The organism is Streptomyces sp. NPDC048018 (genome assembly GCF_043202995.1).
Classification (GTDB): Bacteria; Actinomycetota; Actinomycetes; order Streptomycetales; family Streptomycetaceae; genus Streptomyces.
Genome location: NZ_JBIDBK010000007.1, coordinates 192857 through 208790 on the forward strand (window position 1 = coordinate 192857; position 15934 = coordinate 208790).

General features: G+C 69.0%; 17 protein-coding genes and 1 pseudogene. 9 read left to right on the forward strand and 9 right to left on the reverse strand.

Features of this window, described 5'->3' with window-relative positions; translation table 11 throughout:
• Positions 1-107 precede the first annotated feature (107 nt).
• From ACGF1Z_RS26650 to ACGF1Z_RS26670, 5 genes are all read left to right on the forward strand, one after another.
• The gene (locus tag ACGF1Z_RS26650; RefSeq protein ID WP_393008147.1) at positions 108-995 is read left to right on the forward strand and encodes a DUF5655 domain-containing protein; all 888 of its coding nucleotides are present in this window, start codon (positions 108-110) and stop codon (positions 993-995) included.
• Positions 996-1360: 365 nt separating this feature from the next.
• The gene (locus ACGF1Z_RS26655) at positions 1361-1531 is read left to right on the forward strand and encodes a hypothetical protein (RefSeq protein WP_393008149.1); all 171 of its coding nucleotides are present in this window, start codon (positions 1361-1363) and stop codon (positions 1529-1531) included.
• 74 nt (positions 1532-1605) lie between these two features.
• Positions 1606-2829: a JmjC domain-containing protein gene (locus ACGF1Z_RS26660; protein WP_393008151.1), complete on the forward strand. Its 1224-nt coding sequence runs from the start codon at positions 1606-1608 to the stop codon at positions 2827-2829.
• 14 nt (positions 2830-2843) lie between these two features.
• Positions 2844-3596 (forward strand): aldo/keto reductase, encoded by a 753-nt coding sequence (locus ACGF1Z_RS26665; RefSeq protein WP_393008153.1) that lies wholly within the window; start codon positions 2844-2846, stop codon positions 3594-3596.
• On the forward strand, positions 3577-4410 hold the full coding sequence (locus ACGF1Z_RS26670) for an aminoglycoside phosphotransferase (protein ID WP_393008155.1): 834 nt from the start codon (positions 3577-3579) through the stop codon (positions 4408-4410). Before ACGF1Z_RS26665 ends, ACGF1Z_RS26670 begins: the two co-directional genes overlap by 20 nt.
• 15 nt (positions 4411-4425) lie before the next feature.
• Here ACGF1Z_RS26670 and ACGF1Z_RS26675 read toward each other — a convergent pair whose 3' ends face one another.
• From ACGF1Z_RS26675 to ACGF1Z_RS26700, 6 genes are all read right to left on the reverse strand, one after another.
• Complete coding sequence (locus tag ACGF1Z_RS26675) at positions 4426-5268, reverse strand: ATP-dependent DNA ligase (RefSeq protein WP_393008157.1); 843 nt, start codon at positions 5266-5268, stop codon at positions 4426-4428.
• A gap of 71 nt (positions 5269-5339) precedes the next feature.
• Positions 5340-6929 (reverse strand): hypothetical protein, encoded by a 1590-nt coding sequence (locus ACGF1Z_RS26680; RefSeq protein ID WP_393008159.1) that lies wholly within the window; start codon positions 6927-6929, stop codon positions 5340-5342.
• Between the two features lie 255 nt (positions 6930-7184).
• Positions 7185-7520 (reverse strand): DUF6233 domain-containing protein, encoded by a 336-nt coding sequence (locus tag ACGF1Z_RS26685; RefSeq protein WP_393008161.1) that lies wholly within the window; start codon positions 7518-7520, stop codon positions 7185-7187.
• Between the two features lie 6 nt (positions 7521-7526).
• On the reverse strand, positions 7527-8510 hold the full coding sequence (locus ACGF1Z_RS26690) for a hypothetical protein (protein ID WP_393008163.1): 984 nt from the start codon (positions 8508-8510) through the stop codon (positions 7527-7529).
• Positions 8507-8746 (reverse strand): hypothetical protein, encoded by a 240-nt coding sequence (locus ACGF1Z_RS26695; protein ID WP_393008165.1) that lies wholly within the window; start codon positions 8744-8746, stop codon positions 8507-8509. The genes ACGF1Z_RS26690 and ACGF1Z_RS26695 overlap by 4 nt, the downstream gene beginning before the upstream one ends.
• A 247-nt stretch (positions 8747-8993) precedes the next feature.
• A complete protein-coding gene (locus ACGF1Z_RS26700) occupies positions 8994-9146 on the reverse strand; it encodes a hypothetical protein (RefSeq protein ID WP_393008167.1) in 153 nt (50 codons plus the stop codon).
• On the opposite strand from ACGF1Z_RS26700, the gene ACGF1Z_RS26705 reads away from it, so the two are divergent.
• The 4 genes from ACGF1Z_RS26705 to ACGF1Z_RS26720 all read left to right on the forward strand — a co-directional run bounded on the left by ACGF1Z_RS26705 (position 9145) and on the right by ACGF1Z_RS26720 (position 11578).
• Positions 9145-9564 carry a hypothetical protein gene (locus ACGF1Z_RS26705; RefSeq protein WP_393008169.1) on the forward strand — a complete coding sequence of 140 codons (420 nt, stop codon included), beginning with the start codon at positions 9145-9147 and terminating at the stop codon, positions 9562-9564. The genes ACGF1Z_RS26700 and ACGF1Z_RS26705 overlap by 2 nt on opposite strands.
• A complete protein-coding gene (locus ACGF1Z_RS26710; protein ID WP_393008171.1) occupies positions 9561-9929 on the forward strand; it encodes a hypothetical protein in 369 nt (122 codons plus the stop codon). Before ACGF1Z_RS26705 ends, ACGF1Z_RS26710 begins: the two co-directional genes overlap by 4 nt.
• Positions 9930-9974: 45 nt before the next feature.
• Positions 9975-10331 carry a hypothetical protein gene (locus ACGF1Z_RS26715; protein ID WP_393008173.1) on the forward strand — a complete coding sequence of 119 codons (357 nt, stop codon included), beginning with the start codon at positions 9975-9977 and terminating at the stop codon, positions 10329-10331.
• Positions 10332-10657: 326 nt separating this feature from the next.
• Positions 10658-11578 carry a hypothetical protein gene (locus ACGF1Z_RS26720; RefSeq protein ID WP_393008175.1) on the forward strand — a complete coding sequence of 307 codons (921 nt, stop codon included), beginning with the start codon at positions 10658-10660 and terminating at the stop codon, positions 11576-11578.
• A 15-nt stretch (positions 11579-11593) separates the two neighbouring features.
• Here the strand turns inward: ACGF1Z_RS26720 and ACGF1Z_RS26725 are convergent, their stop codons facing one another.
• The 3 genes and pseudogenes from ACGF1Z_RS26725 to ACGF1Z_RS26735 all read right to left on the reverse strand — a co-directional run bounded on the left by ACGF1Z_RS26725 (position 11594) and on the right by ACGF1Z_RS26735 (position 15922).
• The gene (locus tag ACGF1Z_RS26725) at positions 11594-12256 is read right to left on the reverse strand and encodes a hypothetical protein (RefSeq protein WP_393008177.1); all 663 of its coding nucleotides are present in this window, start codon (positions 12254-12256) and stop codon (positions 11594-11596) included.
• Between the two features lie 706 nt (positions 12257-12962).
• A pseudogene (locus ACGF1Z_RS26730) lies at positions 12963-13805 on the reverse strand (SDR family oxidoreductase).
• Positions 13806-14623: 818 nt separating this feature from the next.
• Entirely contained in the window at positions 14624-15922 is a 1299-nt protein-coding gene (locus ACGF1Z_RS26735; protein ID WP_393008179.1) for a DUF317 domain-containing protein, read from the reverse strand.
• Positions 15923-15934: the final 12 nt, after the last annotated feature.

Sequence of the window (15934 nt, forward strand, 5' to 3'; positions counted from 1 at the left end):
TCGCCCCTTGCCCGCCGCCATCGGCGATTGAACACGCTCCGTAGTTGCCGTCCGGTCAGGAAATACCCCTGCGGCGCTGAACGTTGGATGCGTCCACGAAGAAGGGGGTGTCGGAACTGCGGTTGTTCCAGACGGCACACGGGGACGTGAACGAGCTCGTGCCCCGGCTCGCTGAGGTCGAAGCGGACGTGCAGCGCCTTGTCGAGGCGAACATGGAGGCACTGCTGGGGGTCCGGTTGCTGGCGTCCGAATACGGCACAGGGCCGGTCCATGCCGGCCGAATCGACTCGCTGGGGCTCGATGCGAACGGGGCTCCCGTCGTGGTCGAGTACAAGCGCGGCACGGATTCGGGAGTGATCAACCAGGGGCTGTTCTACCTGAGCTGGCTCGTCGACCACAGGGCCGAGTTCGAGCACCTGGTCCGTGATCAGCTCGGGGCGACTGCTGCGGCCCAGGTGTTCTGGACCGGGCCCCGGCTGATCTGCGTCGCCGGCGGCTACACCCGCTACGACCTTCACGCCGTGCGCGAGCACCGGCGCAGCATCGACCTGGTCCGCTACCGCTTCTTCGGCAGGGACCTCATCGGCCTTGAGACCGTCGCGACGGCCGCAGGATGGACCGCGCAGGGCAGGCGGAAGCAGCCCGCAGGGACGCCCCAGCCGGTATGTGCAGGGCGCGAGCGAATCGCAGAGCTGGCGGCAGCCGCGGACGAAATCCTCCTTGGCCTGGGTGACGGAATCACCAAGGTGCAGCGCAAGCACTACAGCGCCTATCGGCGGCTGCAGAACTTCGCGAGCATCTGCCCGCCGCAGAGGACGAAGGTCCACGTATACCTCTCGCTAAATCCTGCCGAGGTTGAGCTTGTCCCCGATTTCACCAGGAACGTGGGGGGCCTGGGGCATCACGGAACAGGCGACTTGGAGGTGCGGCTGCGCACCGAGCGGGACCTGGAGCGTGCTCAGGACCTGTTCCGCGCGAGCTACGCGGCGGCGTGAGCGACTAAACCACGTCCGCGCACAACGGCCTTTCAAGCTGCGTGGGCTTCGCTGAGGGTTCTTGTCGTGAGGTTGCCTTTCGACGAGTGGGCAGGAGATGGCGGTGGAGTAACCATCATCCGGAGAATCCCCGGTTAGGCTAACCGGCGACTTACGGCTATCTTTCGCCGCGCATCCGGTCCGGAAGGTCAACAGGCCGGCGCTCGGGGTGGCTGCTTGGACCCGGGACGCTTGTGGGCGGGCGCGGCTCGGGCCGCTGCAACGAGGCGAGTTCGCACCTTTGCGTACACCTGTTCGGGGCGACATTGTCTCCAGGCACCACTGCACGTCATCAGCCCCTTCGTCGGAAGTGAGCGAGGACGATCATGGCAAGGCAGGAACAGCCCACGAGCAACGCCAACCCCGGACTTCTGATCGCGGTCGAGCACCTGGCCAGGGTGCAGGACCGGTTCGACACCCAGGAGTCCGACCCGACCGGTACGTCCGCCGGCGACGACGGAGAGAACCGCGACGGCCTGAATCACCCCGAGGCGTAGGCCGCCGCCGCTTCCCGAACCTGGCCCGTCGCACCGAGCGGCGGGCCCGGCCCGTCGTACGACCCGGAGGACATGTGCAGCACCAGCTCGTTAAGGCCATCGAGTCCGCACTCGGCTGGGATGGCCCCGCCCCGATGGGCTCCGCCTTCGTCCGGGGCCGGATATCCGACCCCGATCTCCTGCCACGGCTGTTGACTCCGGCCCGGCTCCTGGACATGGTCATGCGCCGTGCCCTGTCGAACCCCCAGTTCCGCGTGTTCCAGAACGAGCGCGAGCTTCACCCCGGCGAGTACTTCACCGACACCGTCACCCGGCGCGGGCAGGGCATCCGCTTCGCGAACATGACCCGCCTCGGCGCCCTGATGGGCGAGGGCTGCACCCTGGTTCTCGACGAACTCGACTTCTTCGACCCCACCCTGGAGACGGCGTGCCGGGCGCTGCAGTGGTGGTCCCACGAGCTCGTCCAGGTGAACGCGTATCTGACGACCCAGGACGCTGCCGGCTTCGCGCTGCACTGGGACGACCACGACGTCGTGATCGTCCAGGTGGCCGGCGAAAAGTCCTGGGAGGTGCGAGGAACATCGCGGCCGGTACCGATGTACCGGGACGCCGAACCCAACAACACGCCACCCGAGGAGGCGCTCTGGAAGGGCACCCTTCGGGCGGGGGACGTCATGCACATCCCCCGGGGCCACTGGCACCAGGCGACCCGCACGGACCGCGCAGACGGATACAGCCTGCACGTGACGTTCGGCTTCGTGAAGCGCACCGGGGTGAACTGGCTGACCTGGCTGACGGACCAGTGCCGCCGCGAAGAGGTCTTCCGCACCGACCTGGACCGCTGGGGTACCGCCGAAGCGCAGGCCGAGCAGACCGCCGCGCTCACCTCCGCAACCGCCCGCCTGGCCGACCGATTCGGGCCCGCCGCCTTCCTCGCCGCCCGCGAACAGGAACGCCCAGCCGCCCGGCACGTGCAGACCGCCGGTCTGTTCGGGCCGCCGGCCGCCGTGGTGTGCGTGACGGAGTTCCCACCGATCCTCGAGCCTGACGGCGACCACGTGACCGTCACAGCAGCGGGCAAGCGCCTCACCTTCCACGGCAAAGCCCTGCCCGCGCTGCGCCTGTTCCTCTCCGGCGCGCCGGTGGACGTCGACCGGGCGGCCATCGAGACCGGCATCGAAGCCGGAGAACTTGCCGACATCCTGCTCCGGGAGGGGCTGTGCGCGGAGCTGACCGACGAATTGCGCTCGGGCTATACCGGGCTGGTCCCACCCGCCCTGTCCTCGAACGCGCCCTAGAAGTCGGCGTCACCGTGGTCGACACGGCCTACAACTACGGCCGGTACGAGGGGCATCGGGCACTAGTGAAGGCCGCGGGCGACCTGCTCGACCGGTTCGAGGTCTCCACCAAGGTGGGGTACTTCCCCAATGGTCACGACCTCGCGCCGGCCCGGCTGCGGGCGGCGGTCGCAGAAGCCGGGGAGGTGCTGGGACGGGTCCCGGACACGGTGTTCGTCCACAACCCGGAGCACGACCCCGATGGCTTGCCTGCCGCATGCGAGGCACTCGCCGCCTGCCAGGCCGACGGGCTGTGCCGGGCCTGGGGAGTCGCCACGTGGAACCCGGCGCCCCTGCTCCGCGTCGCAGCCCTCGCCGAGGTCCGGCCCGATGTGCTGATGGTGCGGGCTGGCCTCGCGGTGCCGGGCCCGGTCCTCGACGCCGCTGAGCAGCTCGGCCTCCGCATGGCTGCCGGAGAGGTCTGGGGTATGGCACCCTTTGCGGGCAACCCCTCAGACCCCGTCTGGTCCGGCCTCGACACCGGCGTCTTCCTCGAACCAGGGCAGGAACCGGTATCGAGCGCGCAGGCCAGGCTCGCCGTAGCGTTCGCCGTCCCCGCCGTCAGCAGGATCGCCGTGGGCACCTCCCGCCCGGACCACCTCTCCGAGCTCGCCGCCGCCACCAGCGTCGAGACCAGCAGCGATACGGTCCGCGCCTACCGCCGGCTGCTGAGGGATCAGGCCGGTGGTCGCGGAAAGGAAGCCGCCCATGCCGCCCACGATGGATGACCTCTCCACGATCGACCACGAGGACGTCCTCGCCGAGGTGGAGAAGCGCACCGGCCACGTCGTGGACCGAAGCCGCGCCCACTACTCCCGGTACAACGGCACGGCTGGGTTCCCGACGGCGGCAGGCACCTGGCTGCGACTGGCGTGGGTTCGGCCCGGCGCGTTCAGCGCTCAGTCGTGGACCGGGCTGGAGGCGTCCGTCGCGATCCGCGGCGTGCCCCGCCCGGAGTGGATCGCGGGCGCGACCTGGTACGACCACGGCCGCGAGATCGTGTGGCGGGTCGACGAGATGAGTCAGGCCGCTGCCCCGGCGCTCTCGTCGACCGGGACCATCGACCGCGACCCCGGCCTCACCGACGCGTGGTGGAGCGACCTGCGCATGGCACTCGGCGCCCTGGCCCGGTACGAAACCAGCCGGGTGTGCGTCCAGCAGAGCCATCTCTCCCAGCGGATTACCGAGGTCTACGGAGACCAGGTCGACACCACGGTCTCGGAGTGGGCCTGCGCGCACGGGGACGTCGGGTACGCGAACCTCACCGCCGCCCCGCTCACGATCCTGGACTGGGAGGACTGGGGGAAGGCGCCCGTCGGCTGGGATGCGGCCTGCCTGTGGTCGGCTTCCTTGGCGGTGCCGGCCCTGGCGGACCGTGTCCTCGCTGAGTTCGCCGACGTCCTCGACACCCGCGCCGGCCGGCTTTCCCGGCTGATGCTCTGCGCGAACGTGACGCGGGCGCACCGCAGGACAGGAAAGGTCGGTCCTCTGACCTCCGTGGTGGAGGAGACGGCCCCCAAGCTGCTGGCGGCCTTGGCCTAACGAGTCGCTGTACAGTCACCCGGCAGCGGGAGCGGTGCCCTCGCCGAAGCGCGGGACGTCGTGGAGCGTGACGCCCAGGGGCGGCCGGATGAGCCGCAGGGGGTGGCGCCAGGCGCCGCGGTTGATCGCGGTATCGGCGTCCACCTCGGCTACCAGCTCAGGCTGGACGAGGACGACGACCAGGGCCTCCCGCGAGCCCCAGGTCGAGGAGAAGCGCACTCCCGTCCATGGGTGATCGGTGGCGGCCTGGTGCAGCAGACCGGCCATCTGTCGCATCTTTCCGGTGTGAGCGGCACGGTACGGCCGACCGGGCGCAGAGTGCCGTCTTCGTCGTACCGGCCCAGGACGAGGATCTGTGGTCGGGTGAGGCTGCCGGTGACGGCTCCGACGATCGCCTCCGTGGTGCTCCGCCGGCGGAGCGACGACATGATCGGTGGTCATCAGGCACAAGGTCCACGGCGCCCCCAGGCCACAGTCACTGAACAGCGACTCCAGGAGGGCGCGCCGCCGCTCGTACGGCTCGGTCAGCAGCTCCCGGCCGTCCAGCTGGAGCACGTCGAAGGCGACGTAGTGCGCGGGAAAGGAGACGGCGAGCTTCTCTGACGCGCGGCCCCCGGAGGCCGCGCGGCGTTGAAGTACCTCGAAGCTGAATCGGCCCTCATGCCACACCACCAGTTCGCCGTCGAGCACGAGACCGGCGGGCAGATGTACGGCGGCACGTACGAGGTCGGGGAAGCGCGCCTGGATCATGCTGCCGCGCCGGGACTGCAGCAGCACCGGACCGACGGGCTCGGTCGGGGTGAACTTGAGACACCGATAGCCGTCGTTCTCCGGACTTCGGCATGTCTCACGAGACAATCCACGACACCGTTGTGGCACCTAGCTGGGTCGCTTGATCCCGGCAGGGATGTTGCGCCAACACTGAGGCGTCAGTTGTTGCTCACCCCGAAGCGGCGGAACATGTCTGGGAGGAACTGCCGCAGAAGGTACCGGGCGGCATCAAGGCCCTTCAGTTCGTCGTGGCCGAAGCGGAACACCTCGTACCCCCTAAGCTTGAGGTCGCGGTCGGCAGCAACCATCTGCGCGTACCTGGTGGTGTCCGGAGTGCGGCCGTGGTCGCGGGTGTAGTGCTGCGATCCGTCGACCTCCAGGACGACGCGCTGTCCGTGAGGCAGTAGCAGGAGGAAATCCATGCGGGAGCGCAGCAACGCCTCAGGGCCACGCTCTTGAACCGTCTTGTGGTCCCAGTGCAGCCACACTTCAGGCAGGAGAGCCGGCACCTCGACCGAGGGTTTGAGGATCTCGTGGTAGGCGATGAAGAGGTTCTTCTGGCCATCCGAGTTCTTCGGGAGGCTCTTGAGAAGTCGCTGGTAGAGGTCCTTCCTGGCGTCGATCTCGCTGCTGAACTTACGGGTGGTCTGCCACCAGGTATGTACATCACGCCAACGCAGGCCCTCGATGGGAATCTCCCGGTCATAGACGAGGAAGTCGTCCGGGTTCCCTCCGACGATCTCGATGTCGTTGTCGACCGAGGACCGGAAACGGATGTCCGGCTTAGCGAGAGTGGCGAAGATGATGTTCTTCGGTCGCCGGTTTCCATGCAGCCGCGTCGACACCATGGTGAACAGGGGATAGCCGCCATCATCGCCGGTTGCCCTCAACTCGACTCCAGCAGCCTGGAGATGGCTGTTCACCGTGCTGACGGTTGCTCCTTGGAGTTCCTCATCGAGGAGGACGTCCGCTGATACCAGGCCCTCCAGAAAGCGGGCGAACCTGGCGTCCCCAGCCTCGAACATGCCGAGGTTCTCGAATAGGACCTCTGTTGACCAGTCACCGGGGTTGCGGAAGACGTGCCTCTCGATGCGGTCTCTAAGCGTCACCGGCCGCCTCCCATTCAGCAGATCATCGAAGGACGGGCCCGGCTCCTCGGTTATCCAGAACCGGTCAAGTAGCCGCAGGAAGGGGTCGTGGTGCTGGACGAGCTCCGACAGGTCGAGGGCGCGCGCCAGCTCACGGCGGGCCTTTTTAGGTATCTTGGGAGGTGCGCCCTCTTCCCACAGTAGGTCCTCCATCTGATAGCGGATCGAGGCACTCACGTAGAGGTGACTCTGTTCCAAGATCCGTTGCGTGACTTGCGGCAGCTCAGCATCAGGCACCTGACTGAAGCTCAACTCAATCCGCTCGCGCTTGCTACCGGCGTCCTCCGGAACCGGCGGCATGCCCAGTTGCTCGAAGGCCGGGGTCAGCTGTCTGTGCGTCAGGCTGCCAAGACCTGCGACGACCTCGCCGACCAGTGTGCGCAGCGCCGAATGATCCCTGATGTCGACCATTGGCAGATGGTCGCAGAAACCGAGGGAACCCGGCAGTGGTACCTGGACACAGGCGATGAGACACATTGAAGCGTCTGGAGAACCGTCGAACTTGGCTTCGAACGCTAGGTGGGTGCCAAGAGTGCCGGGGGCGGGAACGGCCTCCCGGGCCTGCGCGAGCATCGGCTCCACCGGCGGCTGCAGCACCACCAGACCCTCGTTCCTGGCCGAAAGGTGGGAGCCGTGCCTCTCGGGGGGATGGCACGGCTCCCGACTTAGGGGCGCAGCCGGTCCGGTCCTGTCATCGAAAGGCTGCGCTTCCCTGTGTAAGGCCAGGGCCGGATCCGCGCGAACGATGGCGGGCCACTCGGTGGCTGGGTTCCCTCGTACGGATGCTTCTCCACCGGTGCGCCTCGCGAGGGCCTTGGCACTACACCGGTGAAGGGCCCGCTCGCGCGCGTCGGCCTAATCGAGGATGCCGAGGTCGCTGTCCGGGCGGCAGATCGGGCAGGCCGGAAGGGTGTGGCTGCCCAGGAGCTTGAGCGCCTGGTCGCGAGTGAGCGGGCTGGTGTGGCCACTGGCCAGCTGGCAGTCGCTGCGATGGACGCTGTCTTCGACCGGACGGCCACCCTGGCGGAGGTAGGACACCACCCACTGGACTTCCCGCCGCGCCCGGACGGGCCGCATCGCCCGCTCACGCTGCTCCGCCTCCGCGATCTTGAGGCGGATGTCACGCAGGATGATCTCTGCCAGCCGCTCCAGGATCCGCAGCCGGTCCAGGTCGTCCGGCAGGTCGAGCACAGGGCATCAGCCTGCCTTGCGGTAGGCGCCGGCCGGCCGGACGAGGGCGCGGCCGTAGCGGGCGTTGATGGCGTCGAGGACCGGTTCGACGCGGCGGCGGGCCTCGCGGGCAGGGTCGAGGGAGAGCTGGGTGCCGGGGCCCGACTCGGAGGACGCGAGGTCCTCGGCGGTGAGAACGAGGCGGCGGATTCGGGCGCGCTGGTAGGCCATGGCGTCCCAGATTTGCCACAGGACGGTGCGCAGGTCGTCGGTGTGGGCGGAGGGGGCGGCGAGACGGCGCGTTTTCTCGACACGGGCGCCGTCGGCGAGCCGGACGGTGAGGGTGAGGCCGCGGGCGATCTGCTCCCGGGCGCGCAGCCGCTCGGCGAGGGTGACGACGAGGTCGAGGAGGGCGGCACGCAGCAGGACGGGGTCGAGCATGTCCCGCTCGAACGCATGGCTCACGGTGGCGGCCTGGGGCAGGCGGCTGGGTGTGACGGTGCGGCGGTCTACGCCTCGCGCGCGGTCGCGCAGCACCCTGCCCTTCCTGCCGACGAGGCGGCAGACAACGTCCTCGGGCTGGGCCGCGAGCGCCCCAATGGTGTGCAGGCCGTACCGGCGCACCGTCTCGGCCGTCGCGGCGCCGACCCCGTAGAGGACAGAGATGTCCAGCGGGCCGAGGAACTGCTGCTCGGCGCGCTCGTCAGGCAGCCACAGGACGCCGGACGGGCCGGTGCGGGCGGACGCGGTCGCGGCGGTCGCCCAGCTGCTGGCGACGCCGATGTGGATGTCGACGCCCTGGAGCAGAGCGCGGACGCGGGTGCGCTGGGCGAGCGCGCCGGGATCGGCCCGGTGGGCGCGGAGCGTCCCGCCGACCTGCACGACGGCTGCCGCGGGCGGGATCGGCTGGACCAGGGGGCTGACGTCCTCCAGGAGCGCCAAGACCTCGCGGTAGGTCTCCGGCTCGACGTCCGGCCGGCACCGCACATGCATGATCACACTCTCGCTCATGGCACCACCGTCTTCCCGCGTCCCGACGCGACGGCCGCACGCAGCTCAGGCCACCCGGCCGCGCCCGTCGCCGCCCAGTAGGGATGCCAGTACAGCCGGGTGGACAGGCGCATCAGGCGCCGACGCAGCACAACGGTGCTGGCACCGGTGGCGGAGGCCGCAGCCAGCGCGGCGTAGGTGGCCGTCCATCCGGTCTGGGTGCGAACGAGGTCGAGGGGGAAGGGCTGGTGCTCCACCCTCCAATCAAAACACCTGTTCGATTTCTGGCTCAAGTGGAGTCGACTGCGCAGGCCGGGGCGAGGTGTGTCCTGTGCCGGTGAATTTTGAGCAGTGACAGCGACGTTTGAGCGGATGCGCGTCAACCCCGGACACTTGTGCCGTTTGATCCGGCGGCCACCGGTCGCTGACCTGCTCGGTGTCGTCAGGCAGTAGCTCGGCGAGCGTGACTGGTGAAGAAGCAGTATTCCGACCCTGCGATATTCCTCAGCGCACCCAGCGCTGCGGCTCGGTCAGTGCGAGCAGGGCGACGAGGGCGTCGGCGCCGGCCACCTCGCTCGCCGCATGCCTAGCCGCCGAGTCGCTGCCGCTCCGACGGAAGCGCATCCTGAGAACAGCGCTGAGAAGGGATGGCGTCATGGGAACCTGCGGCTTTCTCGCGACGCAGATCGATCTGTTCATGCTTAACGACCGGGTCTTCCCCGAGTGGGAGCGCTTGGATGCGCATGCCAAGGCAGACGCGAGTTGTCTCAACGGTCGGCTCCTGGTCCACTACCTCGTGCCTGGGACGCAACATGACTTCCGCGAGGGATTCGCTGGAGGAGAAGGCGGGCTCTGGGCAACGCCCACTCCCTACAGTTCTGATGACGCTGCGCGCTACCTACGGTTCCCGTGCCCGCAAGTAGCGCGCACCCACGCCATCCTGATCGACCCCACGAAGGTGCCAGAACTGAGAGGGCCGAGACGTGTGCAGCGAGGTGATGGGCTTGAGTTCCTGCTGCCGCTGGGTGTGCCGGCTGACGCAATCCTCGACCAGACGGAGATGGAAGTCCGATGACCGGCTACCCGTTGCGTAAGGCGCTGGAGCACGGCATGAAGAACATCCAAACCGCCACCTACGACTGGATGTACGACGGCGTCGCACGGCACGGCGCCATGGAATGGACGCTGAAGTCCGAAGCCGACGCCGCCGGACTCATTCGCATCGTCTCGGCGTTCGAAATCCCGCCGCCCCGCGATGACGATCCTGCGCTATTCGAGCTGCGAGGCTACGCCTGTGACCGGGAAAGCCGCTGCTCAGAGGACGTCACCTTCAGCGGCAGCATGCCGGAGTCAGACGTGCTGGACAAACTCGTAGATCAGCTCTTCGCAGCCATCGAGGCGCTGAACGCGGACGACCTTCGCCCCCTGCGGGCGCGCTAAGCGAAACCGCCGCTTACTCTCCCCGGAGCCCCCTACAGTGGCCTCATGAACATTCGCTGGGGTGGCTCGGTCTGGGAACTGATGCTGGTGAAGCGCGCGGTCGGGACAGCCCTGTCGAACTCGGCGAGCGACGGGTACAGCACGCTCCTGCGGGACGGCGCCCGGAACTTGGTCGGCCACGCGGACCTGCTCAACGCGACACGAGCCGTCGCCGGGCTTGTCGCGGTCTCCGCGGTAGCGGGCAGTGCGCTCACCGTCGCCGCCACGAAGGTGACGCCGCACCTCAGGACGAAGTTCCGCCCCGCGGCCCAGGGCACGGCAGAAGCGACGGCAGAAGCCACCTCCGACACCCCTGTTGTGGAGCCGGACGCTCTCCAGGGGCCGCGGCTACGCGCTGTCTGACCATCGGGCGTATCTCCTTCAACGCTGGGCGGATCACGCTGACCCGAGACCTCAGTGACCAGGGAGAAAGGCTGCGAGCCGAACTCCGAGAAGCCGTTGTCGGCGGCCTCCGGCACGAGGCGGCCGGCCTCTTCCTTGTCACTGTGGGAGCCGTCCTAACCGCCGTGCCCAGCATTTTTGGATAGCCGACCACCCGTGAAGCGGCATGCTGCCCAGGTGCCGGCGGTGCCGTGGCCGGCCGCAGGTATGGAGAGGAATGCGGCGAGGGCGTGCCTGTTTCCGGCTTCCGCCTTTGCATTCAGCGGCTACGCGGCAGGATGGTGGCCATGCCTGACCAGAGCGCGTACGACCTCGACCTGGAGATGAGCCTGCTGCTCCCCTCCTCCGCTCCGCCGCCCTGGAGTGCTGCGGTCCATGAAGCTGCTCGCCACCTTGTGGATCATCCATGGGAGCAGAACGGGCAGGCCGCCGTCGACCTGACCACGCTGTCCCTGCTCCTGTTCGCTCGCACGTACACCGGCGACCGCGCCCCCAAGGACGTGCCCGTCACCGAACTGCGCGAGGCGCTGGCTGGTCCGGCAGACCGGGAACTGCGGATCATCGACGAGATCGCCGAGGCGTTGACCGCGACCGGGCAGGGCTATAACCCTGCTGTAAGCAGGGGCACGCCGCTGTGGGATCTCTTCAACACCGCGCGGAGCCAGTACACGGGCCAGCTCGGGGCGAGCGCGCTGGCCGACGACATCGAGCCCCCCACTCCCCGCCCGTCGCCCATGCGGTACACGGCCGGGCGCCTTGCCCAGCTCTTCGCCGACACGTCGGTCCCGCCCGTCGAGGGGGCGGTCGCACCAGAGGTCGAGTCCGGCCCCCTCGTCGTCGAGTCGGACCGGATCCAGATCGTGACCGCGGACAGCATCATGCCGCTGCGCTGCCCTCAGAACCACGACGTACGCACGGTGCGGGTCGACGGCCCCGAGGTGTCTACGGAGTGCGGTCAGGGACATGTCTCCGGGCACTGGTCTCTGGAGGCTGCACGGGTACGGATGGCAGTGTCCCGGGCCACGGGCGACCGGCCCTCCGTACAGGGGAAGCGCGTGCTCACGGAGCTGGTGACCGTCGCTACCGACCTGCCCCGCCACAGTGACCCGCAGCAGGACAACGCGTTTCTGCGGGCCGCGAGGCACCCGGTCGTCGGGCGGGACGATGTCTTCGCGCAGATCCACGGCGTGATCGGCAAGCGTCGCTGACTATGGTTCGCCGCGTCAGCGGTACTCCCAGACGCTTTCGGTCGCGGCGCGGGTGAGGTCGAGCACCACCGCGAGGCCGTGATGGTCGGAGGCTCCGGCTGGGGAGTCCAGCAGCTGGTAGTCGGTGATCGCGTCCCGCAACGGCGCCGACGCCCACAGCTGGTCGATGCGTTCCTCGGCGCACGTGCGGCGAAGCAGTGACTCGTCGCCGGTCCGCTCGTACAGCTCCCAGGCCGCGTCGACGAACCCGGTGTACGACAGCGTCTCGGCAACCCGGCGTTCCGGGGTGATCCGGCCGCCGGACTCGGACGGGAGCCTCGTACGGGCGGACCTGTTGTACGGGCGCATCTCGGCGTAGTCCGGCACCGGGTGCTTCGGGTCCGCGGGCGGGTAGTTGATGTCGCCGGCGACGATCCCGTACGGCCCGTACCGCAGGGCCCGGGTCGCCAGCAGCTTGGCCTCGTGCCGGGCCCGGTCCGGGACGAACGGGTCCAGGTGAGCGCTGATGACGGTGAGCGGAGCGGGGAGGCCCACGTCGAAGACGGCGACGCCGAAGCCGTGCAGCGTCTGGTCGGCGAAGTCGGTGTTCCAGTGGGTCCAGCGGCCGAGCGTTTCGCGGCGGTAGAGGAGCGCCGGCATGATGCCCGAGCTGGAGGGCGGTAGCGGCAGCGGGTCCATGTCCAGGTCGCACCGGCCCGAGCAAGCTGTCGGTGCCCGAACTCACCCCAGCCCAACGCCTCTTGCAGACAGACGAGATCCGGACGTCCGGTGCTCAGGATCCGCTCAGCGAGGGCCGGCCACCGGTCCTCCGGATCACCGTTGCCGTTACGCAGTCCTCCGAGCCCCAAGTTCTGGACAACGACCCGTAGTCCCATCAGCCCCCCTGATCGCAAGCAGCAAGAGCGCGGCGCGACCCTACCCAGCCTGCGCGAGCGGTACGCAGATCTGGCTCGATTCACGCCCGGCAGACCGGCGCAGTGGCCCGCAATCGTAGACCTCCGTCCGAGCCTGCTAGCGGCACGGCCGCTCGGACCGAGACCTTCGGTCGTACCTCACGGACTCGTGCGAGCCCGAGGGCCCGCGACACCGGTCAGTGGATGTGGGACAACGCGTCCGGTGGCGTGCGTTTGCATACCTCCGTTGGGCGAAGCGACAGCCCACGCAACGAGCGGAGCAAGAACTGATGTCGAGCGCCAAGACGTCCCCCAGGGTCGGCAAGCCGGTGCGGGACCGGATTCCGCAGATCATCCGGAACGACGGAGCCGAGCCGGTCACCTACGTCACGGGGCCCGGGAGAAGCTGAGCGAGGAGGTCGGGGAGTTCTTGGAGGCGGCCGACGTCGACAGCGGGCGGCCATGGAGCCGGCCGGGGACGGCCGTCTTCGTCAGCCTCTCCCCAGGAACTCCCGTACTCCGCGGAGCCTCATGTTCAGCCGTTGGCGGGTGACGTGGCTGTCGAGGCGTACGTCGAGGGCCCCCGGCAGGTTGCTGTCTGCCCGGCGGCCAGCGGGCAGAAGGGCGGGATCGAGTCCGTCCCGCTGGGCGACGAGCTCTCCGAGGGCGTAGCGGCTGACGGCGTCGGGGCCGGCCAGGTGGAAGACGCCGGTCGCGTCGGTCAGCGCGAGCTCCCACAGGGCGGCCGCGAGGTCGGCGACATGGACGGGGCAGCGGACGTCGTCCGTGAACAGCGTCCCGTCCCGCGTGCCGGCGACGAGTTCGTGGACGAGGCGCTCGTGCGTGGACCCGCCGTCGCCGATGATCAGCGACGTGCGGGCGATAGCGGCAGTGGGGTGGAGGAGGCGTACGGCGGTCTCGGCGGCGGCCTTCGCGGCCCCGTAGGGGGTGACGGGGGTCGGGGAGGGCTGTCTCGTCATAGTGCACGTCAACGCCGGAGAAGATCGCGTCGCTGGAGACGTGCACCAGGCGGATGCCCCTGCTCGCCGCCGCTACGGCGAGGCGAAGGGGACCGTCGGCGGTGACCGCCCAGTCGGCGGTGACCGCCCAGTCGGCGTCGCCGCTGGACGCGTTGATCACTGTCCTCGGGACCACGGAGTCGAGGACCGCGTTGAGGCGAGCTCCATCGCGGAGGTCCAGCTGGTGCCACGTGGCGCTGGCAGCGTCGCCAGGGCGGGAGTTGAACGTCGCGACTGTGGCACGGCTGGCGGCGCTCGCCTGCGCACCAGCTCCGTCCCGAGGAACCCGCTGGCCCCGATGATCAGCACCGTCATGCCGCTACACGGTACTGCAGAGGGGCTCCACTGGGCAGCTCTGAAGGGAATACATCGTGAAAGCCCAATAGGCATCGCGAGGCGAAGTCGACTGGCGCCTCGGGGCCCGCGTACGCACACCGGGCTGCCTTTTCCGGTTTATCTCGAAGGTCGCGCGAAGGGTTGAGGAACGGCTATTGTGGGCGTCCTGTCGCCCGTTCCTCGCGGGGGTCTGGCTCGTGCTCTGCACGGGGTAGTTCGGTGTGCCGAGCTGCCCTGTCCGGAGCACGCAACCGGCGTGCCCCTCACAGGAAGGTGGATCGCGTGTGTGATCCGTTGCGGCAGGAACCCTCGTCAGGAGGTAGCCCCCGCAAGGGGCTTCAGAGGTTGAAGGCCATCTGCGCCATCACGGCGCGCGTGGCGTCTGCCCTGGCCAGCTGTGTGACCGTGCTGGCCTTTCTGATGAGGTAGGGCGCCGCCCGGGGTCGTCGTAACCGACCCCGGACGGCAGTTCGGGGAGAGGCCGGTGCGGACGTTCTTTGTCTGCGTCGGCCTCAACTTTTGTCGCGACCAGATTTCTAATCTGCGTCGCGGTAACCTTTACTAATCTTCCCGCGCCAAAAGTTTGGCGTCGCGATCTCCGCCGTGACTTTGGCGCCGAAAGTGTGACGCAAATAAGTTGCCGCATATTTGGCGTGTGCGTCAACTTTTAAGCGTCGCCCCTAATCTAGCTTTCAGGCTCCCTCGAAGCTAGCTCGCCGCAAGGCCCCAGCAACCCTGTACCGCATCTGTGCAGGTCAGAGGTGCCGAGCGCTGGCGACGGGCGACCCGCGGACCGGTTACCGGCGGCGGGCGGGCTGGGCGGGCAGAGGTGCGGGGAGCCGGTGGGCGGCGGCCGGGAGCTGCCTCGGGCTCGGCTGTGTGGGTGACGGAAGGAGGTCGGCGGCGGCGCTGGCGACGTGGGCCAGGAGGTCGTGGTGAACGCCGGCGGACAGACGGATGGTCCACGCCGCTCGGTCGAGGTCCTCCCCGCCGTACAGCATCCATCGGTCGGCTACGGCGTGCGGGGTGGACTCGAAGACGATGGTCCGGTCCGGGGCCGCCCACGTGGTGCGGGCGGGGTGGCTGGCCGGGTGCCAGGCAGCCTCGTGGAGGACGTCGTCCGGGAGGCCGACGGTCTCGCGGGGTGGGGCGTCGAGGTACTGGAGCATCGCGCGGATGAGGGGCACGGGGGTGCCGGCGGTGAGGGTGGCGTGCCAGAGGCGCTGGCCGACCGGCCCGTCGTACTCCGCGATGGTCCAGGCGACGTCGGTGCGGTGCCGGGCTTCATGGTGGAACTCGGCTCGCATGGTGAGGGATTCGTGGGATGCGATGGTCGTCTCGTCGAAGGGGCGGTACCTCTCCCACTGGCGTTCTTCGTCGAACAGGGCCGCGAGGAACGCCTCGTGCTCGCCGGGCTCTGCGACCGGCGGCTCGGCCGCGGGCGGGGGCGCGGAGGTCTCCTCGGTGGTGGCCGGAGGCGTGCCCGAGTGGACCCGGCGGATGGACTGTTCGAGGTCGGTGAGAGGGGCGGGGCCGGGGCGGACGGCGACGGAGTAGAGCCGGTGGAACTCGGCGACGGCCTCCGTCTCGGTGTCGAACGAGGTGGAGATCTGCCGCAGGTGGTTCTCGCCGTGGAGGTGGACGTGCCGGCGCACGCCCGTGGCGTAGGAGCCGACGGCGACGGTGGTGTGGCCGTCGTCGGCGTGCAGGTGGATGACCAGTCGGCCTTTGGCGATGTCGTCGTGGATGCGCTGGGCCTCGGCGCCGACCTCGCGGATCTCGTCGCGGGTGCACCAGGGCATGGGGTAGTTCGCCCAGGTCCACTCGGTGTCGATCTCGTCCTGGAGGGCGGCGTCGATCTCGGTGGTGAAGCCGTACTGGCGGAGCTGTTCGGCGGCCTGGGCGGTGTAGTGGGGCTCTTCGCGGTCGATGCGCGCGAGCACCATGGTGGCGGGGCTGATACTGCGCCAGCCGAGGTCGTGGAGGTGGGAGCGAGCGGCGTCGGCCGTCGGACCGGAAGTGGTTGCGATGACGGAAGGGTGGTGGTCGGGGCGGAGCGCGAAGCGGATGTGGGCGTCAGCCGGGGCGTGAGGCATCTGGGTCCTTCG

Coding starts and splice junctions, on each gene's coding strand:
- ACGF1Z_RS26715 (WP_393008173.1), top strand. CDS start 9,975: ATGAACATTCGCTGGGGTGGCTCGGTCTGGGAACTGATGCTGGTGAAG.
- ACGF1Z_RS26725 (WP_393008177.1), bottom strand. CDS start 12,256: ATGGACCCGCTGCCGCTACCGCCCTCCAGCTCGGGCATCATGCCGGCG.
- ACGF1Z_RS26705 (WP_393008169.1), top strand. CDS start 9,145: ATGGGAACCTGCGGCTTTCTCGCGACGCAGATCGATCTGTTCATGCTT.
- ACGF1Z_RS26690 (WP_393008163.1), bottom strand. CDS start 8,510: ATGAGCGAGAGTGTGATCATGCATGTGCGGTGCCGGCCGGACGTCGAG.
- ACGF1Z_RS26700 (WP_393008167.1), bottom strand. CDS start 9,146: ATGACGCCATCCCTTCTCAGCGCTGTTCTCAGGATGCGCTTCCGTCGG.
- ACGF1Z_RS26735 (WP_393008179.1), bottom strand. CDS start 15,922: ATGCCTCACGCCCCGGCTGACGCCCACATCCGCTTCGCGCTCCGCCCC.
- ACGF1Z_RS26710 (WP_393008171.1), top strand. CDS start 9,561: ATGACCGGCTACCCGTTGCGTAAGGCGCTGGAGCACGGCATGAAGAAC.
- ACGF1Z_RS26670 (WP_393008155.1), top strand. CDS start 3,577: ATGCCGCCCACGATGGATGACCTCTCCACGATCGACCACGAGGACGTC.
- ACGF1Z_RS26720 (WP_393008175.1), top strand. CDS start 10,658: ATGCCTGACCAGAGCGCGTACGACCTCGACCTGGAGATGAGCCTGCTG.
- ACGF1Z_RS26655 (WP_393008149.1), top strand. CDS start 1,361: ATGGCAAGGCAGGAACAGCCCACGAGCAACGCCAACCCCGGACTTCTG.